The sequence below is a fragment of the Maribellus maritimus genome (assembly GCF_022267315.1).
GTDB classification, from domain to species: domain Bacteria; phylum Bacteroidota; class Bacteroidia; order Bacteroidales; family Prolixibacteraceae; genus Draconibacterium; species Draconibacterium maritimum.
Genome location: NZ_JAIKLE010000001.1, coordinates 12,417 through 36,456 on the forward strand (window position 1 = coordinate 12,417; position 24,040 = coordinate 36,456).

19 protein-coding genes are annotated in these 24,040 nt (G+C 39.4%); 7 read left to right on the plus strand and 12 right to left on the minus strand.

The features are described from left to right. Positions 1–163: 163 nt before the first annotated feature. The 3 genes from glmS to K5G00_RS00090 form a co-directional block, all read right to left on the minus strand. Positions 164–2,002, minus strand: a complete 1,839-nt coding sequence (gene glmS / locus K5G00_RS00080; RefSeq protein ID WP_238763125.1) for a glutamine--fructose-6-phosphate transaminase (isomerizing) — start codon at positions 2,000–2,002, stop codon at positions 164–166. A 21-nt stretch (positions 2,003–2,023) separates the two neighbouring features. Further along, a complete protein-coding gene (locus K5G00_RS00085) occupies positions 2,024–4,057 on the minus strand; it encodes a DUF4954 family protein (RefSeq protein ID WP_238763127.1) in 2,034 nt (677 codons plus the stop codon). Positions 4,058–4,255: 198 nt separating this feature from the next. Beyond that, positions 4,256–5,248, minus strand: coding sequence for a PAS domain S-box protein (locus tag K5G00_RS00090; RefSeq protein ID WP_238763129.1), 993 nt, complete (start codon positions 5,246–5,248; stop codon positions 4,256–4,258). 235 nt (positions 5,249–5,483) lie between these two features. Here K5G00_RS00090 and K5G00_RS00095 point away from each other — a divergent pair, with 235 nt between their 5' ends. The 3 genes from K5G00_RS00095 to K5G00_RS00105 are packed head-to-tail and all read left to right on the plus strand — an operon-like array spanning position 5,484 to position 6,431. Beyond that, the gene (locus tag K5G00_RS00095; RefSeq protein ID WP_158863748.1) at positions 5,484–5,885 is read left to right on the plus strand and encodes a NifB/NifX family molybdenum-iron cluster-binding protein; all 402 of its coding nucleotides are present in this window, start codon (positions 5,484–5,486) and stop codon (positions 5,883–5,885) included. 11 nt (positions 5,886–5,896) lie between these two features. Then, positions 5,897–6,118 carry a hypothetical protein gene (locus K5G00_RS00100; protein ID WP_158863750.1) on the plus strand — a complete coding sequence of 74 codons (222 nt, stop codon included), beginning with the start codon at positions 5,897–5,899 and terminating at the stop codon, positions 6,116–6,118. A 10-nt stretch (positions 6,119–6,128) separates the two neighbouring features. Further along, positions 6,129–6,431: a hypothetical protein gene (locus tag K5G00_RS00105; protein WP_238763131.1), complete on the plus strand. Its 303-nt coding sequence runs from the start codon at positions 6,129–6,131 to the stop codon at positions 6,429–6,431. Positions 6,432–6,468: 37 nt separating this feature from the next. Here K5G00_RS00105 and K5G00_RS00110 read toward each other — a convergent pair whose 3' ends face one another. After that, positions 6,469–7,749, minus strand: coding sequence for an NAD(P)/FAD-dependent oxidoreductase (locus K5G00_RS00110; protein WP_238763133.1), 1,281 nt, complete (start codon positions 7,747–7,749; stop codon positions 6,469–6,471). Between the two features lie 292 nt (positions 7,750–8,041). Between K5G00_RS00110 and K5G00_RS00115 the strand changes: the two genes are divergently transcribed. From K5G00_RS00115 to K5G00_RS00130, 4 genes are read left to right on the plus strand one after another with little or no spacing between them, the layout of a single operon-like run. Continuing rightward, on the plus strand, positions 8,042–9,517 hold the full coding sequence (locus K5G00_RS00115) for a circularly permuted type 2 ATP-grasp protein (RefSeq protein WP_238763135.1): 1,476 nt from the start codon (positions 8,042–8,044) through the stop codon (positions 9,515–9,517). A 41-nt stretch (positions 9,518–9,558) separates the two neighbouring features. Beyond that, positions 9,559–10,497, plus strand: coding sequence for an alpha-E domain-containing protein (locus tag K5G00_RS00120; protein ID WP_238763137.1), 939 nt, complete (start codon positions 9,559–9,561; stop codon positions 10,495–10,497). 2 nt (positions 10,498–10,499) lie between these two features. Next, the gene (locus tag K5G00_RS00125) at positions 10,500–11,357 is read left to right on the plus strand and encodes a transglutaminase-like domain-containing protein (RefSeq protein ID WP_238763139.1); all 858 of its coding nucleotides are present in this window, start codon (positions 10,500–10,502) and stop codon (positions 11,355–11,357) included. Next, the gene (locus tag K5G00_RS00130) at positions 11,354–12,082 is read left to right on the plus strand and encodes a peptidase (protein ID WP_238763141.1); all 729 of its coding nucleotides are present in this window, start codon (positions 11,354–11,356) and stop codon (positions 12,080–12,082) included. Before K5G00_RS00125 ends, K5G00_RS00130 begins: the two co-directional genes overlap by 4 nt. A gap of 3 nt (positions 12,083–12,085) precedes the next feature. Here K5G00_RS00130 and K5G00_RS00135 read toward each other — a convergent pair whose 3' ends face one another. From K5G00_RS00135 to K5G00_RS00170, 8 genes are all read right to left on the minus strand, one after another. Continuing rightward, entirely contained in the window at positions 12,086–15,412 is a 3,327-nt protein-coding gene (locus K5G00_RS00135) for an FtsX-like permease family protein (RefSeq protein WP_238763143.1), read from the minus strand. A gap of 30 nt (positions 15,413–15,442) precedes the next feature. Next, on the minus strand, positions 15,443–16,141 hold the full coding sequence (locus tag K5G00_RS00140; protein ID WP_238763145.1) for an ABC transporter ATP-binding protein: 699 nt from the start codon (positions 16,139–16,141) through the stop codon (positions 15,443–15,445). A gap of 71 nt (positions 16,142–16,212) precedes the next feature. After that, a complete protein-coding gene (locus K5G00_RS00145; protein ID WP_238763147.1) occupies positions 16,213–17,532 on the minus strand; it encodes a glycosyltransferase family 4 protein in 1,320 nt (439 codons plus the stop codon). Between the two features lie 91 nt (positions 17,533–17,623). Then, on the minus strand, positions 17,624–18,733 hold the full coding sequence (locus tag K5G00_RS00150) for an outer membrane protein assembly factor BamB family protein (protein WP_238763149.1): 1,110 nt from the start codon (positions 18,731–18,733) through the stop codon (positions 17,624–17,626). Between the two features lie 34 nt (positions 18,734–18,767). Continuing rightward, the gene (locus K5G00_RS00155) at positions 18,768–20,318 is read right to left on the minus strand and encodes an FAD-dependent oxidoreductase (RefSeq protein WP_238763151.1); all 1,551 of its coding nucleotides are present in this window, start codon (positions 20,316–20,318) and stop codon (positions 18,768–18,770) included. A gap of 28 nt (positions 20,319–20,346) precedes the next feature. Further along, on the minus strand, positions 20,347–21,423 hold the full coding sequence (locus K5G00_RS00160) for an SGNH/GDSL hydrolase family protein (RefSeq protein ID WP_238763153.1): 1,077 nt from the start codon (positions 21,421–21,423) through the stop codon (positions 20,347–20,349). A gap of 57 nt (positions 21,424–21,480) precedes the next feature. Beyond that, positions 21,481–23,823 carry an NAD(P)H-dependent oxidoreductase subunit E gene (locus tag K5G00_RS00165; RefSeq protein WP_238763155.1) on the minus strand — a complete coding sequence of 781 codons (2,343 nt, stop codon included), beginning with the start codon at positions 23,821–23,823 and terminating at the stop codon, positions 21,481–21,483. Between the two features lie 27 nt (positions 23,824–23,850). Further along, on the minus strand, positions 23,851–24,036 hold the full coding sequence (locus tag K5G00_RS00170; RefSeq protein ID WP_158863779.1) for a hypothetical protein: 186 nt from the start codon (positions 24,034–24,036) through the stop codon (positions 23,851–23,853). Positions 24,037–24,040 lie beyond the last annotated feature (4 nt).

The following is a 24,040-nucleotide window of genomic DNA, read 5'->3' on the forward strand; positions in this document are numbered from 1 at the left end:
AAGGTGATTTATTTTTAATCTTATCCAAAGCTAATTTTTACAATTTGTATTGAAAAAAATAATCGATGAAAAGCACTTCCTGACAGACTACCAAATCAAACCGAAGGTTAAAATATAATCTCCTACCCTCTTTTAAGTAAAAACCTTATTTCAGGACAATGCTTCATTCCACTGTAACCGACTTCGCCAAATTGCGGGGCTGGTCAACATTACATCCACGTAACTGGGCGATGTGATAAGCAAGCAATTGCAACGGCAAAACTGCCAGCAATGGTGCTACTGCAGGATGTGATTTCGGAATTTCAATAACATCGTTTGCCATTTCCTTTAATCCTTTGTCACCCTCAGTCACAATGGCAATTACATTCCCTTTTCGTGCTTTTACCTCCTGAATATTGCTTACAATTTTTTCATAATATGCATCGTGTGGAGCAACCACAACCACCGGCAAATTATCGTCTACCAAAGCAATTGGTCCGTGTTTCATTTCGCCGGCTGCATAACCTTCAGCATGGATATATGAAATCTCTTTCAGTTTCAAAGCACCTTCCAAAGCCACCGGAAACAAATATCCGCGTCCCAAATACAATGCATTTACAGCGTCTTTATATTTTTCGGCCACCTGTTTAATCGCTTCATTATTTTCCAGAACCTGCTTTCCTTTTTCCGGAATTTCCGACAACTCTTTCACCAGCTCCTGGTATTCTTCTTCGCCAATATTGCCTTTTGCTTTAGCGAGCTTCAAGGCAAACATGGTTAAAACTGTTACCTGAGCAGTAAATGCTTTTGTTGAGGCAACACCAATTTCAACCCCGGCATGTGTATAAACTCCGGCATCGGTTTCACGCGACAACGACGAACCAACCACATTACAAATTCCCAACACCAGCGCACCTTTTTCCTTTGCCAGATGCAAAGCTGCCATTGTATCGGCAGTTTCGCCACTTTGGCTGATAAAAATAACAGCATCTTTTTTGCCCAGCACCGGTTTGCGGTATCTAAACTCGGAGGCATATTCCACTTCTACCGGAACACGTGCATATTCCTCCAGCATATATTCACCAATTAACGCCGCATGCCACGAAGTACCACATCCTACAATAACAATCCGTTCGGCTTCCATAATCCGTGGAAACACGTTTAACAAACCGCCAAGAACGATTTCTGAATATTCAGGTTTTAAGCGGCCACGGAATGTTTCTTCAATGGTTTTGGGTTGTTCATAAATTTCTTTCAGCATAAAATGCTCAAAATCACCTTTATCGAGTTCACCAATTTCAAGGTCAAGATTGGTAATTTTCATTGAAACCGGATTGTTTTGTATATTTTTCAATGTAAAATTATTCTTGTCAAGTACAGCAACATCTTCATCGTTCAGATAGACAACATGGTTTGTAAATTCGGCAATTGGAGAGGCATCGCTGGCAACAAAATATTCGCCATTTCCCAGGCCAACCACCAGCGGGCTTCCTTTGCGGGCTACAATAATCTTATCTTTTTCTTCGCTACACAAAACGGCAACTCCATAAGCGCCAATAACTTTCGAAAGAGCAAGCCGAACCGCAGTTTCTGCAGTGATATCATCACCCTGATTATAAAAAAACTCAAATAAGTTGGCCAACACCTCGGTGTCAGTTTCGCTTGAAAAAGTAAAGCCATGTTTAACGAGATCTTCTTTTAGTTTGGCATAATTCTCTATTATCCCATTGTGAACCACAGAAAATTTCCCATTCATTGATAAATGAGGATGAGCATTTACATCACTTGGTTCGCCATGTGTGGCCCAGCGGGTATGACCAATGCCAACATTACCTTGCACTTTTTGGGAAAGAACAAACTCCTCTAACTCACCTACTTTACCTTGCTGTTTATAAACATCCAGTGTTCCGTTTAAAATGGCAACCCCTGCTGAATCGTAACCGCGATATTCCAATCGCTTTAATCCATTTATCAAAACAGGGAATGCTTCCTTGTTACCAATATAACCTACAATTCCACACATATTTATTTTATTATCTGGTGATTAATCCTGATTCACGTGAACTCGTTTGCTTATTGTTTTTTTCATCCGGTTTATAAGCTCGTCTCCCAATCTTTCTTTCGTCTCCATATGCACTTTTATAGCCTTTACCGTAACATTCTCTTCAAATTCTCCTCTAACTTGTGTAAAGTCCATTTCCCTGTCGCCATTTTGCCCGTCAACTCCAAAACCAGTCATTTTAGTAAGCGAAAACTCTTTTTGTGCGTCTTCATAGAGCAGCCTGTCAATTCCCAAAACGCTTCCTTTCCATTTTTCAACAATATCAATAACATCCTCGGCTGTAAAATCCTCCGGTTTCCGGCAGTAATACCTTCCCAAAACATCATGCGCCCAGGTCCATTCATAATTGTAATAATTTTTATGCAGTGCTGTCAGAGCTGAATTAACTTCTTCCAATGAGGTTATGACTTTATCTTCAATAGACTTTAAAAGATTATTCAAAGCTTCATAGGGACAAATAAGACCTGACAAGTCGACCCACAAACCAACTCCCAGCGCTGTGTCTTTTTTCATTGTTTTACGAATCTCATCATCATTTTTATACTCCTTACCCTGAAGGCGTGTAATCAGTGAGTTACCCAAAAACTTCCAGATGGCCATTTCATACAAATCAATTCCACGGTCCAAAGCCTTCTTTTCGATTTTCATTTTTTCGTAGCTGTACTCGCTGGCAAATTCACCCGATGTCTTCCGGATGGCTTTCAATTTTTTCCGTCCATTCATCATTTTCTGAATGGTGTAAGGACTAAGCAAATTAAAATTGATTAAATCGAGCAGGTTTGAATCTTTCCGGTTATCGCGTTTAGGCCACTTTTGCGAATCGCGAATAGTACCTATACTTTTTAGGTTTATAGCAGGCACTAGAATACTCTCATCTTTACTCTCAATAAGATATGAAAATGGGAAATCAGTAGTATCACTGTGTTTATAATGCCGCCCCATCACAAGCGAAAATGCTCCAATTCGCGAAGGCCACAAAACATAAGAGTCGCTGGTTGTTTTGGCGCCTCGCTCCATAATTCCCTGGTGGATAGGCCCCAGTTTATACAAATGATTACTTTGATTGGAACCACTCCCTGCATTTAAAAAAGAGTACATCCCGGCAATGAGTAAAGTGGATTTATGATGCGTTACCGTATACGGCCCGGCAAATATGGAACATGCCTCTCCGTGAAACCCCTGACAGTTGGCAAAAAACAATGAGTTTACCGCTGAATAGTGTTTATCAAGGATACACCCCTGACCGATAAAACATTTTGAAACCAGCGTTGCATCGGTAACCCGGGAGCCGGAACAAACAATAAAATCCTCCATTATCACACCTTCCCCTATCTCCACCGGTGCTTCAAAATTACTGTTAATGCTGCCATTCTTCAATTTTTTACCGCCATCGACAACGGTTGCCGGTCCCATTTTCACATTTAAAATGGTATTGCAGTTTATAATTCTCGAATGTGCACCAATCACTCCAACATCATTTTTTACGTAGCCGGAATATTCATCCACCATTTGAACAAGGGCTTCCACCAATTTAGGACGATGACGGTACAAAGCCATCATATAGGCGACATGTGTTGACAGATGATCATAAATTGGAATTTCACGACCACCTCCCTCGTTAATTGTCTCAACACGAATTCCGTTTCCAAAGGTAGTTTCACCGTCAACTGCAACTGTGGTTACATTATGGATAATTACACCCTCACCAATATTGTAATTAGCAATATAACTCCGCACATTGTGAATAAGTGCATTCTTTCCTACTTCGCAATTGTGCAACCAGGCATTGTAAATTCCGGCCTTAAAAGTTATACCACCTATTAACTCAACTGTTTGACTAAAACTGTTTAACCGGATATGACCTGTTAGCTTGCAGTTCTCAACATTATCGGGAATAAAATCATTTGAAACTCTTACAAGACTCCAGTCAGTGGAAGAACACCCCTGATGCACCAACTGACCTATTTCTTCATCATATAACGAACGGTAAGATTTTTTTTCTGTGAATTTGGACATGTTTATCTTTTTAGAATGCTTCAAATATATTTTAAATCAATCTAAAAACATAATAAAAAAACAATACATCAACTCATACATAATCTAATAAAAATATACAATATTAATATAAATAAATATAAAACAACACATTAAAGAACATAATAACACTACAAATAAAATATACAAATACAAATAAACACTACAATAAACAGAAATTCAAATGTGGTCTACATATTCCTTTAAGCGTTCCTCCCGTTGAAGTTTCAATTTTTTACGAAGCCTGCCTCTGGAGACTTCAACACTTTTGGAATTGATATTTTGCAAACCGGCAATTTCCTTACTTGAAAGACCGAGACGAAGATAAGAACACAACTTTTCTTCTTTTGAGCTTAAATTCGGGTGTTTAAGTTTTAGCCTGTCGATGAAACCGGGGTGCAAATTCTCGAGTTGTTGAACAACCATTTCCCAATCGACTGGTGATATAGAAACACTTTCCAATGTTTTCAACAGAGCGGATGCTTTTTGATGAGCCTGCTGAGAAGTCCCCGAAACAATTTTTTTTAGCTGTTTCTGAACCAATGCCAAAAGTTCGTTTTTTTGCGAAAGCTGCAACAAAGAGGATATCACTTCACGCTCCTTGTTGTCCAATTTCGATTTCATCCGCCATTTTGCACGGTTTTCAAATTCTTTTCCTTCAGAAAGTTCCTGAATATGTCCCAACGCCCTTTTCAAACGAGTGATATCATGTACAGACGCTCGAATTCCCAAATATCTTCCTTGTTTATTATATACTCCACGCACATTCACCGAACACCAGCAAAGTTGTTTATGGCGGGTCAAAATGCGAAACTCCAGCGATTGATTCATTATTAGTTGATCGAGCGAATCGGAAATAAAATGGTTAAATTTTTCCCTGTCTGGCTCATAAATCAATAAAACACTAATATTTTCAGAAGCAATCACCTGGTTTGCAGTAAAACCTGTTAAGTCCTGGCAAGAAGGAGAACAATACTTTATTTTTCCCGACGGATCGAGCCACAACTCCCAGCCAAAAGTAAAATCGGCCACAAACTGATAAAACTGCCGCTGGTTCTTTTCTTCCTCCAACGCAGCCAGGATTTCCTCCATCTCCATTTTTATTTCGGAAAGTTGCGTTTCAAAATCCTTTTCCTCCCTAAAACTATCGTCTCTGTTTTTTTGAATTACCATCAAAATACTTTCTGAGATTATTCTCTAAAAATACTACCAAAAGCCAGGAAAAGCAAACCACCAAATATCTGTTGAAAAAGAAATATAAAAACTACATTTATGTAGGTTCCGCTTAAAAATTCTTACAAAAATGAAAGACTTCCATTCTTTAAATTAAACTAAACTACTAAAAATCAACAAACGATATTTTATGGCACCGGGTTTGTCTGCTTTTTTGCATTCAAAAAATTAAAATATGAAAGTATTGCTACCTGTAAAAGATGATACAACGAGAAGGAACGAGGTTGCAGAGGGATTTCACAACCTCGGACATGTTTGTATTCACGACACTGATTTAAAAACGACGGAATGGATTTCGGCAAAAGAGATTAGCGAAACACCAGGCGGGCTGAACTCAGGGTTGTTGGAAAAAAATATTTTTTCCATCATAAGCATGAACATCACCCCCATGGTTTTGTCGATGTTTAACAGAAATGGCATAAACGTATTTAAAGCCCGGAGTTTTGATGTTGAAAAAAACATCAGGTTGTTTCAGGCAAGTGAACTGAAATCTTTTACAACAGAGGAATCAAGACTTATCTCTTCATCATCGTGTAATAGCAACTCATGCTCAAGCTGTGGTTCTACATGCAATTAAAATAAAAAAGTATGGCACTTGGAAAAGCAATAAAATTTGTAAAACAGATAGGAGTTGATAATGAACTCCGTAAATCATGCTATAAATACAATTCGAAAGAAGAACTTCTAAAAAAGCTCGATTTCAACGAAGGCGAGTTTGAAGATGCCATTAATATGGAACTGGTAAAATGCCAGACATATGAACAGGCCGAACGTTTTCAGCAGCTAAAAATGTGGTTTTTAATCCTTTAAAATTAACAATATGAAATTTAGAAATCTTGAAGCCGTACGCGAGATTGTAAAAGAAGCTACAGGACTTGATATTACTTATGCCTATGATGATTTAGTCTTCCCTGAACATATGGCCTTTTTAATCCAGTTTGACGACAGCAACGATAAAAATTTATTTTGCTTTTTCCATGTCGATTGTAATCCTAATGATAAAAAGGATTTGTACAGCCGAATGACTGAGGTTTCTTCAGAAAATAATTATTCGCTTGTAAACAAGGGAATCTTTAATCTTTCGCAAAAAGGAGAAGATGTCGAAATCAGATTTCGGCGTTAACACCTTTCAAAAAAAGAAATAAAAGAGTTTATCGTGTCTAGGTATTTTTTGATTTCGGACGAATAATCAATCGTAATGATTGATCGTAGGTCATATAATTCCAGAGCCAGTTAATAAAAATAACAAGTCGGTTTTTTACACCTACAATCGACATCAGGTGGACAAACATCCACACCAGCCAGGCGGGAAAACCTGAAAATTTGAATCCGGGCAAATCAACTACTGCGCGGTTTCGCCCTACAGTTGCCATTGAACCTTTGTCGCGATATTGAAACGGAACCAGGTTGTTCCCGTTTTTAATATTTATCAGATTTTTTGCCAACAGAGCTGCCTGCTGGAGCGCAACCTGTGCGACCTGCGGATGCCCTTTGGGATAATCTTTTGTTTCCGTGTATGCGATATCGCCAATTGCAAAAATTTCGGGAAAGTCTTCTAAGCGATTGAATTCATCGACTTTTAAGCGATTACCTGCAACTATATTGTCAGCAGAGATTCCGTCGGGCATTTGGCCTTTCACTCCGGCCGCCCAAATTAAGGTTCGTGTTTGGAAATTCTCCTGATCTTCAAGCTCAATTTCCTTTCCATCGTAACTCTTTACTTTGTGATTTAACTTTACTTTTACTCCCAGACTTGTAAGGTATTCGAGCGCTTTTACACCAGCCTCCCGGCTCATTCCGTGCAAAAGCTGTTCGTTGGCTTCTACAAGAGTAATTGTCATTAAATTAAAATCCAAATCGGGGTAATCTTTGGGAAGGACAAATTTTTTCATTTCTGCAAGTGCCCCGCATACTTCAACACCGGTTGGTCCACCTCCCACAACTACGACGCTCAGCAAACGATCAATTTCGTCCCGATCACGAAGTGTTACCGCTGTTTCAAAATTTTCAAGCAGCTTATTTCGTAAAAACAAAGCCTCCGAAGTTGACTTCATGGGAATACCGTTCTTTTCAAAACTATCTACGCCAAAAAAGTTGGTTGTAGCACCGGAGGCAATCACCAGGTAATCATACCAAGCTGTCCCCAGGCTGGTTTCAATAATCTTCTCCTGCGGGTTAATTTTTTTTACTTCGGCAACCCGGATAAATACATTTTTTACTTTTTGAAAAACCTTTCGTAAAGGAAAAGAAATTGAACTCGGCTCCAAACCAGATGTAGCCACCTGGTAAAACAGCGGCTGAAACTGATGATAGTTGTTCCTGTCGATTAATACGATTTGAAAATCGTGTTTATATAATTTTCGTGCCAGCCGCAATCCGGCAAATCCGGCACCAATAATCAGAACTCGGGGCTGACTTGTTTCTGGAATATTTACGGGCATTGTTTTTTGCTTTTGTCACCATTTCAACAATACTTTAAATAGATTGTTTTCCTTTAAGTAAGACTACACAATGAATTAATATTTTCTTAAAACCAGAATTTTAAAATAAGCATAACTCAATCTCCAACCGAGTTAAACATTTTGCAAAACCACAAACCCACTTATATACTTTTTGAAATAAATATTAAAATTTTATTATCAAAATGACAACATAGAAGACAATAACTATCATTATGTAATTAATTTTCTTATTTTTAATTATTCACAAAGGGTTAAACAAATTTCCAAAGGAATGAAAACAGGGGAAGAGACAAAAAAAAACGGATTATTTAACAACTATCCGAAAATTCAAAATATGTTTGATGAAGTATTTTCTGCAAACGGAAAGGTGCTCGAATACTATCAACAGTTGATTTCTACATTTGACACGATTAACGACACCGAATACGAAATCATCAACGAATCGGCAAAAAATTCTTTTCTGAACCAGGGAATTACCTTTGCAACATATAACGAAAATCCCAAAGGAGTGGAAAGGATATTTCCATTTGATCTTTTCCCTCGAATTATCCACAAGTCTGAATGGAATACCATTGAAAAAGGATTACTACAGCGAGGGCATGCTATAAACCTGTTTTTGCACGATTTATACCACGACAAAAAAATCCTGAAAGATAAAATCATTCCGGCTGACTTGGTTTTTTCGTCGGCACACATGCTAAAAGAAATGAACGGCTTTACTCCACCGGGCGGAAGCTATTGTCATATTTCAGGCACCGATCTTATCAGACACTCAGATGGAAACTACTATATTCTAGAAGATAATATTCGCTGCCCGTCTGGTGTAAGTTATGTACTTGCAAACCGCGAGGCAATGAAACGCACGCTTTCGCACATTTTTAAGCAATTCGATGTTTCAACAATTGTGGAATATCCTTCGGCACTGTTAAAACTTTTACACTCGGTACGCCCTACCGGTGTTGATGAACCGGTTTGTGTTATTCTCACTCCGGGAATGTATAATTCTGCGTATTATGAACATTCCGCGCTGGCACAAAAAATGGGAGTTGAGCTGGTTGAAGGGCGTGATTTATTTGTTGATCATGATTTTGTTTACATGAATACGATTGATGGTCCCGTTAAGGTCGACGTAATTTACCGCCGTATTGACGACGCGTTCATCGATCCACTGGCTTTTATGCCTGAATCAGTTTTGGGAGTGCCCGGATTAATGGGGGCCTACCGGAAAGGAAACGTTACTCTGGTGAATGCCCCCGGAACAGGAGTTGCTGACGACAAAGCAGTGTATACATTTATTCCGGATGTTATAAAATACTACTTGGGAGAAGATCCTATTTTAAACAATGTTCCCACGTATCGTTGCAACATCGAAAAAGAAGCTAAATATGTTCTGGAAAACCTTGATAAGTTAGTAGTTAAGCCGGTCGATCAATCGGGAGGGTACGGGATATTTATCGGAGCAAAAGAGACAAAAGAAAATATTGAAAAACAAAAGGAAATAATAAAGAAAAATCCGCGTGGATACATTGCTCAGCCCATTATGAACCTATCGTTACATTCAACTTATATCGAAGGAAAAAAAGCATTTGAACCCCGGCATGTTGATCTACGGACTTTTAGCTTAATCGGGAATAAATATGAGTTTGTTTTAAAGGGAGGTTTATCGCGTGTAGCGTTAAAAGAAGGAAGTTTGATTGTAAATTCTTCGCAGGGAGGTGGTTCAAAAGATACCTGGATAGTGGATTAAAAAAAGTAGTTAGTTATTTCTTCTAAAATCAAAAGAATACAATGTTATCAAGAGCAGCAGAAAATCTTTTTTGGATGGGCAGGTACCTCGAACGCACCGAACACCTGGCAAGATATATCAATGTTGAATATTTTTCTTCACTTGACAGTTCACACCCAAAACAACATGAACTGGCACTGTTATCAATTGCTGATATGATTGGTTTCCCCGTACCGGAAATGGGTGAAAACATCAACGAGGAAGAAGTACTTGTTGCTGCAGCTTTAGACGACAATAATCCAGTATCGATTGTATCTGCGGTATTTATGGCACGTGAAAATGCGCGCAGTGTACGCGACGCAATTTCCACAGAATTATGGGAAGCCATCAATAATTTCTACCATTTTATTGCCAATTATCCCGTAGATATTTATAAAACAAAAGGACTGTCTGACTTTACCTACAATGTTATCGGCAGCTGCTCAAATGTACGCGGAAGGATTCAATATACTTTATTGTATAATGTGGGCTGGTATTTTATTCAGCTTGGCCTTTTTCTGGAAAGTGCTTCACAGGTCGTACGAATCATGATTAGTAAACTAAATGATATCAATGAAATCAGTAAACTAAAAATTGGAGATGCCATACACGAACGCGAATGGGATATTTTACTCGATTGTGTTGAGGCAAAAGACATGTGCAATAAATATTACACCAGTATTCCCAACCGGCAAAATACAATAGAATTTCTTTTGTTTAACAAATCTTTTCCGCGGTCGGTAGTGAACCGATTGGATATGGCGCTTGATTGTATTAGCAAAATTTCTCCGGAACATTCATTAAATAAAAAGAGTCTTCATTTTAGAGTTGCCAAAATTATTACCCCGTTTCAATATATGGATGTTGATGAAATTGATGATAACTTAACTGAATTTCTGGAAGATTTATTATCAAAAATTTATTTAATTAGCGACCTGATTGCTGATGAATATTTTAAATAGAAATGCCTGTCTATCAAATAACTTATCACACAACCAATGAATATTCTGAATTCATTCACGAGGCCATACTCGAATTTCTGGTATTTCCGGCAAGTATTCCCGGTCAAAAAATAAAAAGTATTCATTTCGAGCACCAACCGGTTTCACAATATTATACCAGCGAAAATTGTTTTGGATTTGAACTTTTACGTTTCAGAATTAAAAATCTGGAAAAAAACTTCTCTTTTACTTTAAAAGCATCGGTTGAAAAAGAAGAGACTAATCCTTTTGAGTTTTCTTTTTTGCCGGTTGAAGAAGAATACAAAATAATAAACACTCCCGGGTTCCAAATAGATAATTATCTTTTTCTAAATATTGGTGAACATACTCAAATCCCGGTTAGATTTGATTTTCCAAAAAAAGAAAAAACAGAAGGAGTCTTTCAGTTTGTTCAACAGGTCAATCAGTTTGTACACTCGGAAATAAAATACGACAACCTGGTAGACGATCCTCACCGATTACTTCAGGCAACCATTAACGAAAGACGTGGTGTTTGCCAGGATTATGCACATTTAATGCTGGCTATTTTGCGGAAAAATAAAATTCCGGCCCGATATGTAAGCGGTTATTTAAACCCGGGCGAAAATGCGGTGGGCGCAAGTGCAGTTCATGCCTGGGTTGAAGCTTATGTTCCAAATGCTGGTTGGATTGGTTTTGATCCCACCAATAACCTGCTGGAAGATCATCATTATGTAAAGATTGCGCATGGTATTGACATCAACGATTGTACAACCTTAAAAGGAGTAATAAAAGGACGCGGCACAAACCAAACCAATTACCACGTTTTGGTTGAAGAACAAAATAAAGAAGCAAATCAATGACATACTGTTTAGGAATCCGTTTAAAAGAAGGGCTGGTAGCTTTAAGCGACACCCGAATAACTTCAGGTAACCAAACCGTTACTGCAAAAAAATACAAATTATATAAAAAAGGCGACTATAATATTTTCCTGATGACTTCGGGTTTGCGTTCGGTGCGTGACAAAACACTGACTTATTTTTCTGAAATAATGGAAGAAAAATTAAAAGACATGACCCGAATGCACCAGGTGGTTAATGCGCTGGGAGAACAGATAAAACGCGTTGCAAAAGAAGACAAAAAAATGCTGGAAGACAGTGGTATCGAATTTAGCATAAATACCATTATTGGAGGGCAATTGGATGGCGACGAGGAACAGAAACTATATCTTCTATATCCGCAGGGAAACTGGATAAAAATTGGCAAAGGTTATCCTTTTACTATCATCGGAAATTCAGGGTACGGAACTCCGGTTTTACGACGAACCATAAGTTATTATGAATCGAGTATCCGTTTTGCATTAAAAACAGGCTTTTTGTCTTTTGACTCAACTCGGGTTTCTGCCAACGATGTAGGTTTTCCAATCGACGTAATTGTTTATCCAAAAGGAAGTAAAAACCTGATTATAAAACGTTTTGAAGAAAGAGAGCTTTCTGAAATATCACACCTTTGGGGTGACAAGCTCACTCAGGCTGTTCAGGAAATTCCGGATGATTGGGCGGATAGTGTAATTCATGGTTCTGATTAAAAATTACTCCACCCTCAACCCGGTCACCAAAGTTTTCTTCTGAAGCGAAATCCAGGTCAGGCCAAAAATCCAGAAAAAACCATTGACTAAAATCAATGCGGTGATTATAGACACCGTGCTGAAAGACGCATCGGAATTAGTGGATAAAAATGCAGGAAGCGTAGCTACCACTGCGGTTATAAAGCCGATGATTACACCGATTACCAATAAAATTAAATATTCAGTAGTTATAATTTTAAAAATAGGTTTATTGTTAAAACCAATGGCCTGCATCACCGAAATTTCGCGGCGTCGTTCCAAAAGTGTCCTGGCCAGAATTACTGCCAATCCAATGGTTCCAAGAATTAATCCCAAAGCTCCTAACGCCAGAAAAATAGAAAGGTAAGTATTTGTTACCGAGTAGAATTCAACCAAACGTTTGGCTGTCGATTCCATTTCCCATCCATAATCGCGAAAAACTGACTGAAGCTCGTCTCCTATTTGCTGCGCATTTTCCGGATCTCCATCAATCAAAAAAATATGAGAGCCACTGTTTGTTGGATAATTTTTTAAAAAATTCTGATTGCCAATAAGCACGTACCCCTGAAAAATAGAAGGTGTTGTTCCTGCAATCAATTTTAACCGCAGTGTGTCTCCCAGTTCGTTTTGATATAAAAGTACATCGCCCACTTTTTTGCCAAGTCCCCATTGAATTACCGTTTGATCGGCAATGGCGGGAATCGTTCCATCATCAAAGGTTTGGTTCAGCACCTGCCAGGGTTCTTCATCGCCTAAGTCTTTTATTTTTGCAGCAAAAGAAAAACGTCCCTGCAAGGTCTCTGAATCAACGCCTAAAATTGCCGGTTGAGATATTCGATTGAGGTTCAAGCAACTGGCATCGTCACCTTCCACCTTCCGAAACTGAACGGCATTAAATTCCTCAAAGATACCTTCTTCCGCCCGCTTTTCCTGATTATTCAAATCAAATAAAACAGGCATTGTAGTTTCTGCAAAATAAAGAAATCCACCTGTGCCACTCGACTTATTTTGTGCATTGGCAAATAAATCCATTTTGTAGGAACCGGTTGAAATAACCGTAAAAGTTCCCAATGCAAACAAAATAACCACTGTTAAAGACCGCCCTTTGTTACGCGAAAGGTTGAGTTGAGCCAAACGTCCCAACCAGAGTGTTTCTTTTTTACTGTTTTCCATTTTACTAATAAAACGCCGGAAAACAAGCAGTAATCCAATTAACAGTAACCCGCCAACAACAAAAAACAAGGACGAATCCATTTGATTGGAGAAGAAAATCTGAAAGCCAAAAATCGCGACTGAGACAAACAGAGTGAATCCCATTACTACGCTCCATATTCTTTCCTTTGTTTTATTCTTTGCTGCCAGTGTTTGTTTTTGAAGTTCAGAAGTTTTTTGCTTCTGGAAACGGGAAACTGAAATATAAATTGCTGCAAGTGACACGAGTATACTTATAACCAAACCTAAAAATGCGGTAAGCGGATAAATTTTTATAAGTAAAACATCCGTCCTGACAATATCAAACCAAAGTGTATTCAGAACTTTAAAAACCAGCTGGGTATAAAATACCGACACAATTATTCCTAAAATTCCACCAAACAGTGCAACAATAAGACCTTCCCACAAATAAAACCCTCGTACCTGCTTCTGCTTAAATCCCAATGCATCGAGCAGTCCAATCTGCGAGGAACGGGTTTCCAGATTTAACCGGAACAACAATGAAGTGAGCACAACTCCTGCAACCAACAAAAAGAAACTCAGTCCGATAAAAAGCCCGCTAAAATCAGTTCCGTTCTTTGCTGCACTTACACCCATTTCACGGATAGGCTCGACTGATATTCCCAAATCGCCTGGTGTAATATTTTCAGCAAAAACTTTTTTATATTCTTCAAGGTCAAAAGAATTTACAGAGTAACGTACTGCCGTATAATCACCAAAGCGGTTTGACCAAATTTCCAAAGCTTTCTCCAACGAAATATATGCTTTGGGTGCTCCTTTATAATCATTCCAATAATCTTCATCTTTATCGCGAATGGCATCCAAATCTATCGGAACACCGGCTTCCCATTCGCGGCAATGACCTGCATCTGAAAGTCCGGGAAGATTGGGAATTCGTGTGCTGTCTGCCCAACCGGGAACCATGGGAACAATTTTTGTTAAAACAAAATCAGACTTTTTCTCAATCAGCTTACGGAGTGGGCCAATTTCCCAGTATTTTAGCCGTATGGAATCGCCAACCTGAACACCCAAATCATTTGCCGCCCATTGGTTTAGAATAATCTCATCTTTGTTTGCTCGGGAAACCAAAGTTGAAACAAAAGAATATGGGATCCCGGCTTTGTTTTCCTGACTTCCTGCTTCCAACTTCGAAACTTCATTAACAAAATAGGTTAACATCGGCTGGGCGCTTGGCAATTTTTGAAGTGTTTTCGCCACTTTTTCTTCCATAAATACACGCTCGGTAGAAACTTCTATTTCGTCGGTGGCTTCAATATTTTTTATTTTTAAGCCTGCATCAGAGGGAGTCAAACAATTTTTTACAGCTTGAAACACTTCTGCAGTTTCCAGATTGGTTGAAATAAGAATCTGATTTGCTTTTCCTTCAAATTCCATTAACTGATTTAACTGTGAAATGGGAAGAAAAATATTGTAGGGAGCTGTTTGCGAATTTTTTAAACTAAACCGCCCCAACTCATCACGTTGAACAATTTGTTTAACCGTTGCCCGCAATGAAACGCTGGTTTCTTCTGCTGAGATAAACGGTGCGTTCAGTGGAATTAGACTGGCCTTTTTTACCCGTACCAATAAATTGTCACCCTCATTTATTTCAAGCCGCTCAGCCAAATTCTGACTCACAATTATTTCACTGTTTTCAATTTCAGAAAAAACAGTTGTTTTTGAAATCTTTTCGAAATCCTTATCAACGCCAACAATCTGTACTTTATTTGCACGGCGCTGGCCACCGTCGGCCACAGCAACACCCTCAAGAAGCAAAACCGGGGCAGCCTCAATTTGCGGATTGTCAGCTTCTATTTCTTCTGCCATTTCCTGTCTGAAATAACGTTCCACAACCGAAACCAAATGTGTTGTTTCTCCCAAGCGGTAAAATGTAGATTGCTCCAGACTGTACCGCACTGAATCGCCAATAATGAGCGAACCGGTTAAAACCATAGTACTGACTACCACACCAAGTGCTACCAGCAAATTAGCTTTAAAATAATGAAAGAATGTTTTTAATACAAAGCTCCCTCTGGCTCCCCCAAAAGGGGAGAAAAATAAAGAACGATTTTTATTTAAATACGATTTTTTTGATTTCACGTTGAATACGAATTTATTACCACTACTCTCTTATTCCCCTCCAATGGAGGGGGCAGGGGAGGCTTTTCCATTCTTAAGTAAATATTTTTTATCCATCTGCTCTGCCAAAACCGATGAGTGTGTTACGCTTACGAGCGTCACACCTTCATCGTCGCTCAACTGCTTTAGCAAATCGGTTAAGGCAGTTGCATTTTCTTCATCGAGCGCGCCGGTTGGTTCGTCGGCCAGGATCAATTTGGGTTTATTGATTAATGCGCGAACCACCGCAGTTCTCTGACACTCTCCTCCCGACATCTCTGATGGTTTCTGGTATCGCTGTTCCCAAATCCCCACTTTTTTAGTCAGATACTCGGCCCAGTCTTTTTGTTCTTTTGAAATTTTATTTCCCTGTGGCAAAATCGGCAACAGCACATTTTCCCATAAACTAAGCTGCGGCATTAAATGGTGCAACTGAAAAACAAAACCCAGATGTTTATTTCGAAAAGTTGCTAATTCTGTTTTTGAATACCCGGTAATTTCTTTCCCTTCAAAAAGAATTTTGCCGGATTCCGGCTGGTCGAGCGCTCCAATCAGATTCAGCAAAGTTGTCTTCCCGGAACCACTTGGCCCTACGATAGCCACTTTCGTTCCCCGCACTAGTTCAAAATTTAAATCTTTCAGAACCGCCCGGTAACTGTGTGTCCCCGGTTCACCGTATCCTTTTGTTATGTTTTGTAGTTGTAGTAGCATTTTTTCTCTGTCACCCTAAGCGTAGTCGAAGGGTGTTTTATTTTAATTTGTTTGTTACTCATCCTTCAACTTCACTCAGGGTGACGAAGACTTTCGTATAAAGTTATAATTTCTTTGGCGTGATTGTGAATATTGAACTTTTTAGTTACTCCTTCATAACCATTTTTGCTCAATTCTTCTAATTTTCCCGGGTTCGATAATAACTCAGCCCAGGTTTCACTTAATTTCTTAGGTGTATTTGGCATGTAATTAACTCCGCCACCAGAGAGTTCAACTATTTCGGGAAATGCTCCCAAAGCAGGCTGAACCACCGGAACACCGGAAGCCATGGATTCAATCATGTACATTCCAAAGGCTTCTCCAATTCGAACAGGCACCGAAACCAACGAAACCCTTTTGAAAAAATCATTCACTTCTTTTCCTTCAAAATCGGGTAAAATTTCAAATGAATTCAGTAAGTTGTTTTCCTTTAGTTTGTGTTTTTGTTCTTTATTAAATTTTGTATCATCGCCGGTTGAACCGCCTGTGGCAATCAATTTCACATCTTCAAAACCGGGTTTCTTTTTTAACTCAATAAACGCATCAACCACAATATCAAAACCATCTTTGTGGCACATCCGCGAAATATAACCGACATTCCGGTCTTTTTCCTTTGTTGAAATATACTCGTAATCATCAATATCAACGCCCAAATGAATCGTAGTAATTTTCTCATCCGAAAGATTCATCCGCTCTTTCATAACGTCGGCAAAAAAGTCGCTCACCGAAACCAGCATATCCACATCCTCCGCCCGCTGGTGCATCAAATCCCAGATTTTCTTCTGAAATTTAGGTTGCATGGGGTCAATCCACACATCTTCATCCTGCAAGGTACAAAGCACGGGAACACCAATTTTTTCCTTTAAACGCTTTGCTAATCCCAGAAGTAATGCATTTGAAATATGAATAATATCGGGCTGACAATGTTCGGCAATCCAGGTTACCATGTGGTCGAGTTCTTCTTTTTGCTGTCCTTCTTCGCCCAAAAGCATGGAAACAGTCATATCCTCCAATCCCTTGGCTCGTGTGGAACCTGCCATGGAAGCCGCCATTTTCATCATCGGTTTTGAATTTAACAATTTGTCCAACCACGCCGGCGCTTTCCGAAAAATCGGATACACCTGTTTTAGGTACAAACTGATAGCTCCATAAAAAATGGGCACTTCCGAAATGTCATGTTCATCGGCAAACAGTGGCAAATACATGGGAATTTTCGTCACGTTATGGCCTTCAGCGCGCAAAGCATTAAAATATTTGCTGTCGCGAAGACAGTTTCCGCAATAAAAACTGCCTCCGGAACCCGGAATAATTTGTATGATGTTCATAATAAGAAGCCCCTCCAACTCCCCCAAAGGGGAGAGTTTTAAGAATTCATAATTATATTAAATTTTATCTTTTTTACTAAATTCCAATTTCTCCCCTTGGGGGAGATTAAGAGGGGCTTTATTCCCCAAAACAGTACACGTTTCCATCGTAAGCCCCCACAAAAATCTTCCCTGAAGCAACGGCAGGATTACTTATTATCTGACTGCCGATTTCATAACTCCAAACCAATTTCCCGTCTGAAAGGTTCACAATTGCCAGATCACCACGCATATTGCCAATAATCACTTTATCTTTTACAACTACCGGCGATGCTTCTACCTGCCGACCGGTATTGTATTCCCACATTTTTTCGCCTGAATTTTTATCAAAACAATACAAAAATTTGTTGTAATTGGCAGTCAAAACTTTGTCGCCAATCAACGCGGGAGAAGAAATAAACTGCAGGTGTGTTTTATCATCTTCCCAAACCCAGGTTGTCTTTTTTGTTTTCAAATCCACCTGAAAAAAACGGCCATCATAATCGCCTATGTAAGCTTTATCGTTTTCCACCGCAACGGAACCTGCAACATAGGTAGCTACATCGATTTTTTCATCGAGTTTACCGGTAGCAACATCTACAACATGTAAAAAACCATCGCAGCCACCAAACATCGCTTTGCCGTTGGCACTCGCGGCCGCACCGTTAATGTAATTATCCGATTCATATTTCCATTTCAAATCTCCGGTTTTGGCATCCACACAGTGCAGGTAAAAATCATAACTTCCTGCAAAAATGAAAGTTGATTTTCCGTCGCTCCACCAATTTGGGGAACCAATTATTTGGTTATCACACTCGTATTCCCACAATTTTTTACCTGAATCCAATTCAAATGCATACAGCATACCATCAAGATTTCCAACGTACACCACTCCATTGTGAATCAAAGCCGGAGCTTCAATAGTGTTATTCGTTTCAAATTTCCAAAAGAGTTTTCCATTCATATCAAGACAATATACAAAACCATCGGTGGAACCGACAACTATTTTTCCATCTTCAACAACCGGAGCAGATTTAATATTGTCTCCGGTTTGAAAAGTCCACAATAATTTGGGACTATCGGGAATTATTGTTTCTGAAACGCCGGTTAACTGCTGATTACCACGAAAAATGGGCCATGAATTGCTTGATTGGGCAAAAGTTTGAAATGCCAAGCAAACTGAAATTGTTATAAGTAATAATTTTTTCATCTTTATTTTTTTAACCACAGAGGGCACAGAGAAGTTAAATTTCCCTCATCGAAATTGCTCCTGTTGGACATGCATTTGCCACTTTTTCAGCAGTTGCAGTCAAGCCTTGTTCCAACTCTTCGTTGAAAGGCACTCCAATTTCCACATCAAAACCACGACCAATGTATGTGAAGCCAAACTTCTCAGTATATTTTTCTGTAAGTCGAACGCAGATACCACATTTAATACATTTTTGTGGTTCATAAACAACCGAACCATGATTCATTTTTTTTGTGATACTTCGCCGTTCACTGGTTTTAAATCGCTTCTGATCCGCCTGATATTTATCTGAATATGTTCGTAATTTACAATCATCGATGGCACGGCAATCGCAGTGCAGGCAACGTTTTGCTTCTTCTATCGCCTCTTCACTTGAAAAACCTGAACGTCCCCCCTTCTCGGGAAACGTCCGTTTCTCATTCACCGATTCTTTTAGATATTCAGCAAATTCATTGGCTACCAACTTTCCGAAACGCGAATTAAACATTCGAGGTTCGCCTTTCGGTTCCTGCCCATTTAAATATTGCATCACCGAAAAAGCAACTTCTTTTCCCTGCCCGACGGAACGTACTGCCAAACGCGACGAGCGCAACACATTTCCGATTGCAAATACTTTTTCATCAGATGCCTGATATGAATCTTTATCAACAAGAATTCCTTTCGGACTAGCTTTCAAATCGTATTTTTCTGAGTTTTCAGAAACGGTTCCGGTTGCTAAGACAAGCGCATCAAAGTCCTTTTTCATCGATTCAAACTCCGTTATATTGATTTCTTTTCCTCCCTGAAAATCAACACCCGTATTTAAAATCGTTTCAATTTCTTTATCCAATATATTTTTTGGAAGAATCTCATCATTTATTTCAGTACGAAGCAAACCGCCCGCTTTTTCATTTTTATCGAATAAAGTAACCTGAATGCCTTTTAATTGTAAATAGTAAGCGGCAGCTAATCCTGCTGGTCCGGCTCCAAGAACAGCAACTTTTTTTCCGATCTGCTCAGCAGGAATAATCTGAGGTGAATTTCCATCTTCTCCAACAAATCGTTTCAGCAAACAAATAGAGACCGGATCATCTACCGTTTTCCGATGGCAAGCGCCTTCACACGGAGCAGGGCAGATACGCCCCAGAACTGCGGGCAAAGCGATATCTTGCTTAACTACTTCCAAAGATTCATCAAACTTTCCGGTAGCAATTAAACGATTCATTAAAGGAATGTTCATGTGAGCCGGACACGCTATCTGACATGGTGCTTCGCAGTCGCCGGTGTGCTCGCTTAACAAAAGTTCAAGCGCTGTTTGGCGCGCCTCCTTAATTTCCGCATCGTCGGTAATAATTTCCAATCCTTCCGTTGCTTTCACCGAGCATGAAGGGAAAAGTTTTCCATTTTTTTTATCTTTTACCAAACACAACATACAGGAAGTAAAATGCTCCAGTTCATCGTGCCAGCATAAATTAGGAATATCAATGCCCATTTTCTGTGCAGCTTTCATCACTGAAGTTCCTTCTTCTACCTGAATTTCCGTGTTATTTATTTTGACTGTAATCATTGTCTTTCTGCTCGTTTCAGATTCATTCTTATTCAATACGCTTTTTCAAAACTGGATACAGTTCCCTGGCAATATTCATAAAACCTAAATCGGTTAAATGAACACCGTCAACCGTCGCTTCCTGACTATCCCCAATTAAATCGTCAGCTTTTACGTAAAAAACATTCTTGTCGCCCTTTGCCTTCTGTTCTTTGAAAATCTGCTTCAACGTTTCATTTTTCTCCAAGATCAGTTTATGAACATTTTGATCAAAATACATGTACGGATACAAAATATTTTCAATCATTATTATTGGAACTTCCTGATTCTTCTTGCGAATTGTCTCATAAAACCGAACATATTTTTCATTCATTAATTCAGTCGTTACATTCGGCAAACAATCAATAACAAAACAGGAAGCATCAATAGCTGCCATTGCTTCAGCCACTTCAAGATCAAGTTTCCCATTGCCACTAAAACCAAGGTTAACAATCTCCCGATCCAACATTCGCGACAAAATATTCGGATAAGCCATCCCAGCCCGGGACGCACAACCTCCCTGGGTAATACTTGTTCCATAAAAAACGACAGGTTTTCCTTTTTTGGGGGAATTTATTTCCGGCGGCAAAATCTCTGCATTTTCAGCCACACCAATCTCTATACTTTCCAAACCATCATACAATGGCAAATACAACATGTACTCCTTTTCTTGTTCCGGCATATTTTGAATAATTACCACCTTTGAGACTTTTGCCGAAGGACGTGCAGTGTTTACAAATTGCCATTCGCCGTTTTCAAGACAATACAAATCCAACCCTTTGATTCCGGTCATTGTAAAATGATTCATAAAAGCGTCGTTGGTTACTTCCCACTCTGCTCCAATAACCGTTGAATTGGTGCGAAAACGGATTGCTAAACCGCTACAATTTTTCGACAAATTCCACACCGGCGGGCGGGTTATGTTTTCCAATTGTGCCGGCAAACGGTCATACCGGTTTTGAGTATCTTCGAACCCTTTCCCAATCAATGGAAGAGTAGCCGCGTCAACATATTTTAAACTATCTGCAGAAACTGCCATTCCCGCTACCGGGAAAATTAAAATCAGAAAAAGTATTAAATATTTCATCTTTTTAATATTCTTCAGATTACTCAATTTATTCATTTTAATACACAAACCTTTTTTTTATTTGACGTCAATTGCATCAACGGGGCAAGCAGCACGGCAAGAATCGCATTTAATACACAACTCAGTATCAATGCTGTGTTTCTCATGTGGTGTAAACGGAATGGCATCAACCGGACATTTTTGAACACATTTGGTACAGCCAATACAATTGTCGTTTACTGAATAAGTAATCAGTTCAGTACACTTCCCTGTCGGACAGACTCCGTTTATGTGCGCTTCGTACTCGTCTCTGAAATATTTTAATGTACTCAACACAGGATTTGGCGCTGTCTTTCCGAGTCCACACAAACTTCCTTTTTTTGTCCACTCGGCCAATTTCTCCAAGTCTTCGATATCCCCTTGTTTGCCTTTCCCTTTTGTAATATTATCCAGAATATCGAGCATACGTTTTGTGCCCACACGGCAGAACGTGCATTTCCCACAAGATTCTTCCTGAGTGAACGACAAAAAATAACGGGCAATATCAACCATACAATCGGTGTCGTCGAGTACAACTAAACCACCTGACCCCATCATTGCCCCCATTTCACTTAACGATTCGTAATTAATTGGTGTGTCGGCATGCTCCGCAGGAATACAGCCGCCGGAAGGACCACCAATTTGAACCGCTTTAAATTTTCTGCCATTGGCAATACCTCCACCTATTTCTTCAATTACCTGTTTAATACTGATTCCCATAGGAACCTCTATCAAACCGCCACGAGCCACTTTTCCAGCCAGCGCAAAAACTTTTGTTCCGGTACTTTTCCCTTCACCAATATTTTTGAATTTTTCGGAACCTTCTCTTAAAATATATGAAATCTGGGCAAATGTCTCTGTATTGTTTACCAATGTAGGATATCCCCACAAACCGCTTTCTGCCGGAAATGGTGGCCGAATTCTCGGAAAACCGCGCTTTCCCTCAATCGAAGCCATTAAAGCGGATTCCTCTCCACAAACAAATGCACCAGCGCCTTCGTATATCATTAGCTCAAAACCGAAATCAGTGCCAAGAATATTTCCCCCCAGCAAATTATTCTCTTTGCATATTTTCAATGCCTCACGAATTCGTTTTACCGCCAACGGATATTCAGCGCGGATATATAAATAACCGTGACTGATTTCAGCGGCAAAGGCCGCAATCAAAATCCCTTCAATTACCCGATAAGGGTAAGACTCAAGCAACATCCGATCCATAAATGCACCGGGGTCACCTTCATCTCCGTTACAAATCAGATATTTTGTATCGTTTTTTTGTTTTTTTACCAATTCCCACTTAATCCCCGTAGGAAAACCAGCTCCTCCTCGTCCGCGAATTCCACTGTCTTTCACTTCTCTGATTACTTCATCAGGAGACATTGATTCAATTACTTTTTTTAATGCAGTAAAACCTCCGCGTTTTTTATATTCGTTAATATCCAGCGGATTAATCATTCCACGATATTCCGTAGCAATTGGAATTTGTTTTCCAAGAAAAGAAGCGACCGGTTTTTCACGCATACTTATTTCGTAACGTTCAATGCCATCCCAGTTACGGTCGGTTTGAATGTCTTCTACCAAGTGCAGCAATTTGTTTTTGGTTTTGGTGAAAAAGCCAGGTGCTTCAAAGTGTGATTCGACAATGTTTTTCACATCCTCCGGCTTTACCTTGGCATACAAGGTCGGCTCGCCTTCGTTTGGAACGACCTCAACAAGAGGAACCTGGTGGCACATGCCTACACAACCGACGTGTTTGAGGTGTACCCGCAGCCCACTTTCATTTACAACGCTTTCCACTTCCTCCCGAATTTCTTCACTACCACTAGCCACACAACAAGAACCGAGTCCAATCCGGATCTCCCCCTTGATTTCCGAGCCATCAGCTTTTCTTGCTTTTTTCGGATTTTTATTTCCTTTGTTGCTTTCAAAATCTGTAATAATCTGCCCCACCTGGTCTGTGGCTACATGTCCATATGTTATATTATCAATCTGAACTACCGGTGCCAATGTGCAACATCCCAAACAACTTACTTTCTCCAGCGTATATTTTCCTGATTCCTCTGTATTTACACCCTCCGGCAACTTTAATTCGCGACGGAATGCATCGTAAACCTGAACTGCTCCTTTTACATGACAAGCAGTTCCCACACAAACTTTAACCATGTGTTCACCAACCGGTTGCAACCGAAACTGCGAATAAAAACTAGCTACACCAATAATATCCGAAGCCGTAATAGATGTTTTCTCGGCCACATACCGTAATACATCCTCAGGCAGATAATTATATTCTTTCTGAATAGCCTGTAAAATCGGAATCAAGCTCTTTTTTGTGAAACCTTTCTCCTGAATTAACTGGTCAATATTTTGAAAATTATTTGTCATACTATTTTTTGCAAAAACAGAAATACATTACGATTCTTTCTTCTTAAAAATGACACGTAAAGGCAACATTATTCCGACACCGAAACATATTCCTGCAAAAAACCCAACAATTTCTTCGTCCCAATTAATGGTCGAGTTTTCCAACAAAAAGTGAATAACAATTGCCGACAAAATCAATAAAACCGATACTGCTATTGTAGTTATTTTATTCATTTTT

Bases quoted from the DNA above. Each gene is read 5' to 3' on its own strand.
- glmS (WP_238763125.1), bottom strand. From the start codon at position 2,002: ATGTGTGGAATTGTAGGTTATATTGGTAACAAGGAAGCATTCCCTGTT.
- K5G00_RS00085 (WP_238763127.1), bottom strand. From the start codon at position 4,057: ATGTCCAAATTCACAGAAAAAAAATCTTACCGTTCGTTATATGATGAA.
- K5G00_RS00090 (WP_238763129.1), bottom strand. From the start codon at position 5,248: ATGGTAATTCAAAAAAACAGAGACGATAGTTTTAGGGAGGAAAAGGAT.
- K5G00_RS00095 (WP_158863748.1), top strand. From the start codon at position 5,484: ATGAAAGTATTGCTACCTGTAAAAGATGATACAACGAGAAGGAACGAG.
- K5G00_RS00100 (WP_158863750.1), top strand. From the start codon at position 5,897: ATGGCACTTGGAAAAGCAATAAAATTTGTAAAACAGATAGGAGTTGAT.
- K5G00_RS00105 (WP_238763131.1), top strand. From the start codon at position 6,129: ATGAAATTTAGAAATCTTGAAGCCGTACGCGAGATTGTAAAAGAAGCT.
- K5G00_RS00110 (WP_238763133.1), bottom strand. From the start codon at position 7,749: ATGCCCGTAAATATTCCAGAAACAAGTCAGCCCCGAGTTCTGATTATT.
- K5G00_RS00115 (WP_238763135.1), top strand. From the start codon at position 8,042: ATGAAAACAGGGGAAGAGACAAAAAAAAACGGATTATTTAACAACTAT.
- K5G00_RS00120 (WP_238763137.1), top strand. From the start codon at position 9,559: ATGTTATCAAGAGCAGCAGAAAATCTTTTTTGGATGGGCAGGTACCTC.
- K5G00_RS00125 (WP_238763139.1), top strand. From the start codon at position 10,500: ATGCCTGTCTATCAAATAACTTATCACACAACCAATGAATATTCTGAA.
- K5G00_RS00130 (WP_238763141.1), top strand. From the start codon at position 11,354: ATGACATACTGTTTAGGAATCCGTTTAAAAGAAGGGCTGGTAGCTTTA.
- K5G00_RS00140 (WP_238763145.1), bottom strand. From the start codon at position 16,141: ATGCTACTACAACTACAAAACATAACAAAAGGATACGGTGAACCGGGG.
- K5G00_RS00150 (WP_238763149.1), bottom strand. From the start codon at position 18,733: ATGAAAAAATTATTACTTATAACAATTTCAGTTTGCTTGGCATTTCAA.
- K5G00_RS00155 (WP_238763151.1), bottom strand. From the start codon at position 20,318: ATGATTACAGTCAAAATAAATAACACGGAAATTCAGGTAGAAGAAGGA.
- K5G00_RS00160 (WP_238763153.1), bottom strand. From the start codon at position 21,423: ATGAAATATTTAATACTTTTTCTGATTTTAATTTTCCCGGTAGCGGGA.
- K5G00_RS00165 (WP_238763155.1), bottom strand. From the start codon at position 23,823: ATGACAAATAATTTTCAAAATATTGACCAGTTAATTCAGGAGAAAGGT.
- K5G00_RS00170 (WP_158863779.1), bottom strand. From the start codon at position 24,036: ATGAATAAAATAACTACAATAGCAGTATCGGTTTTATTGATTTTGTCG.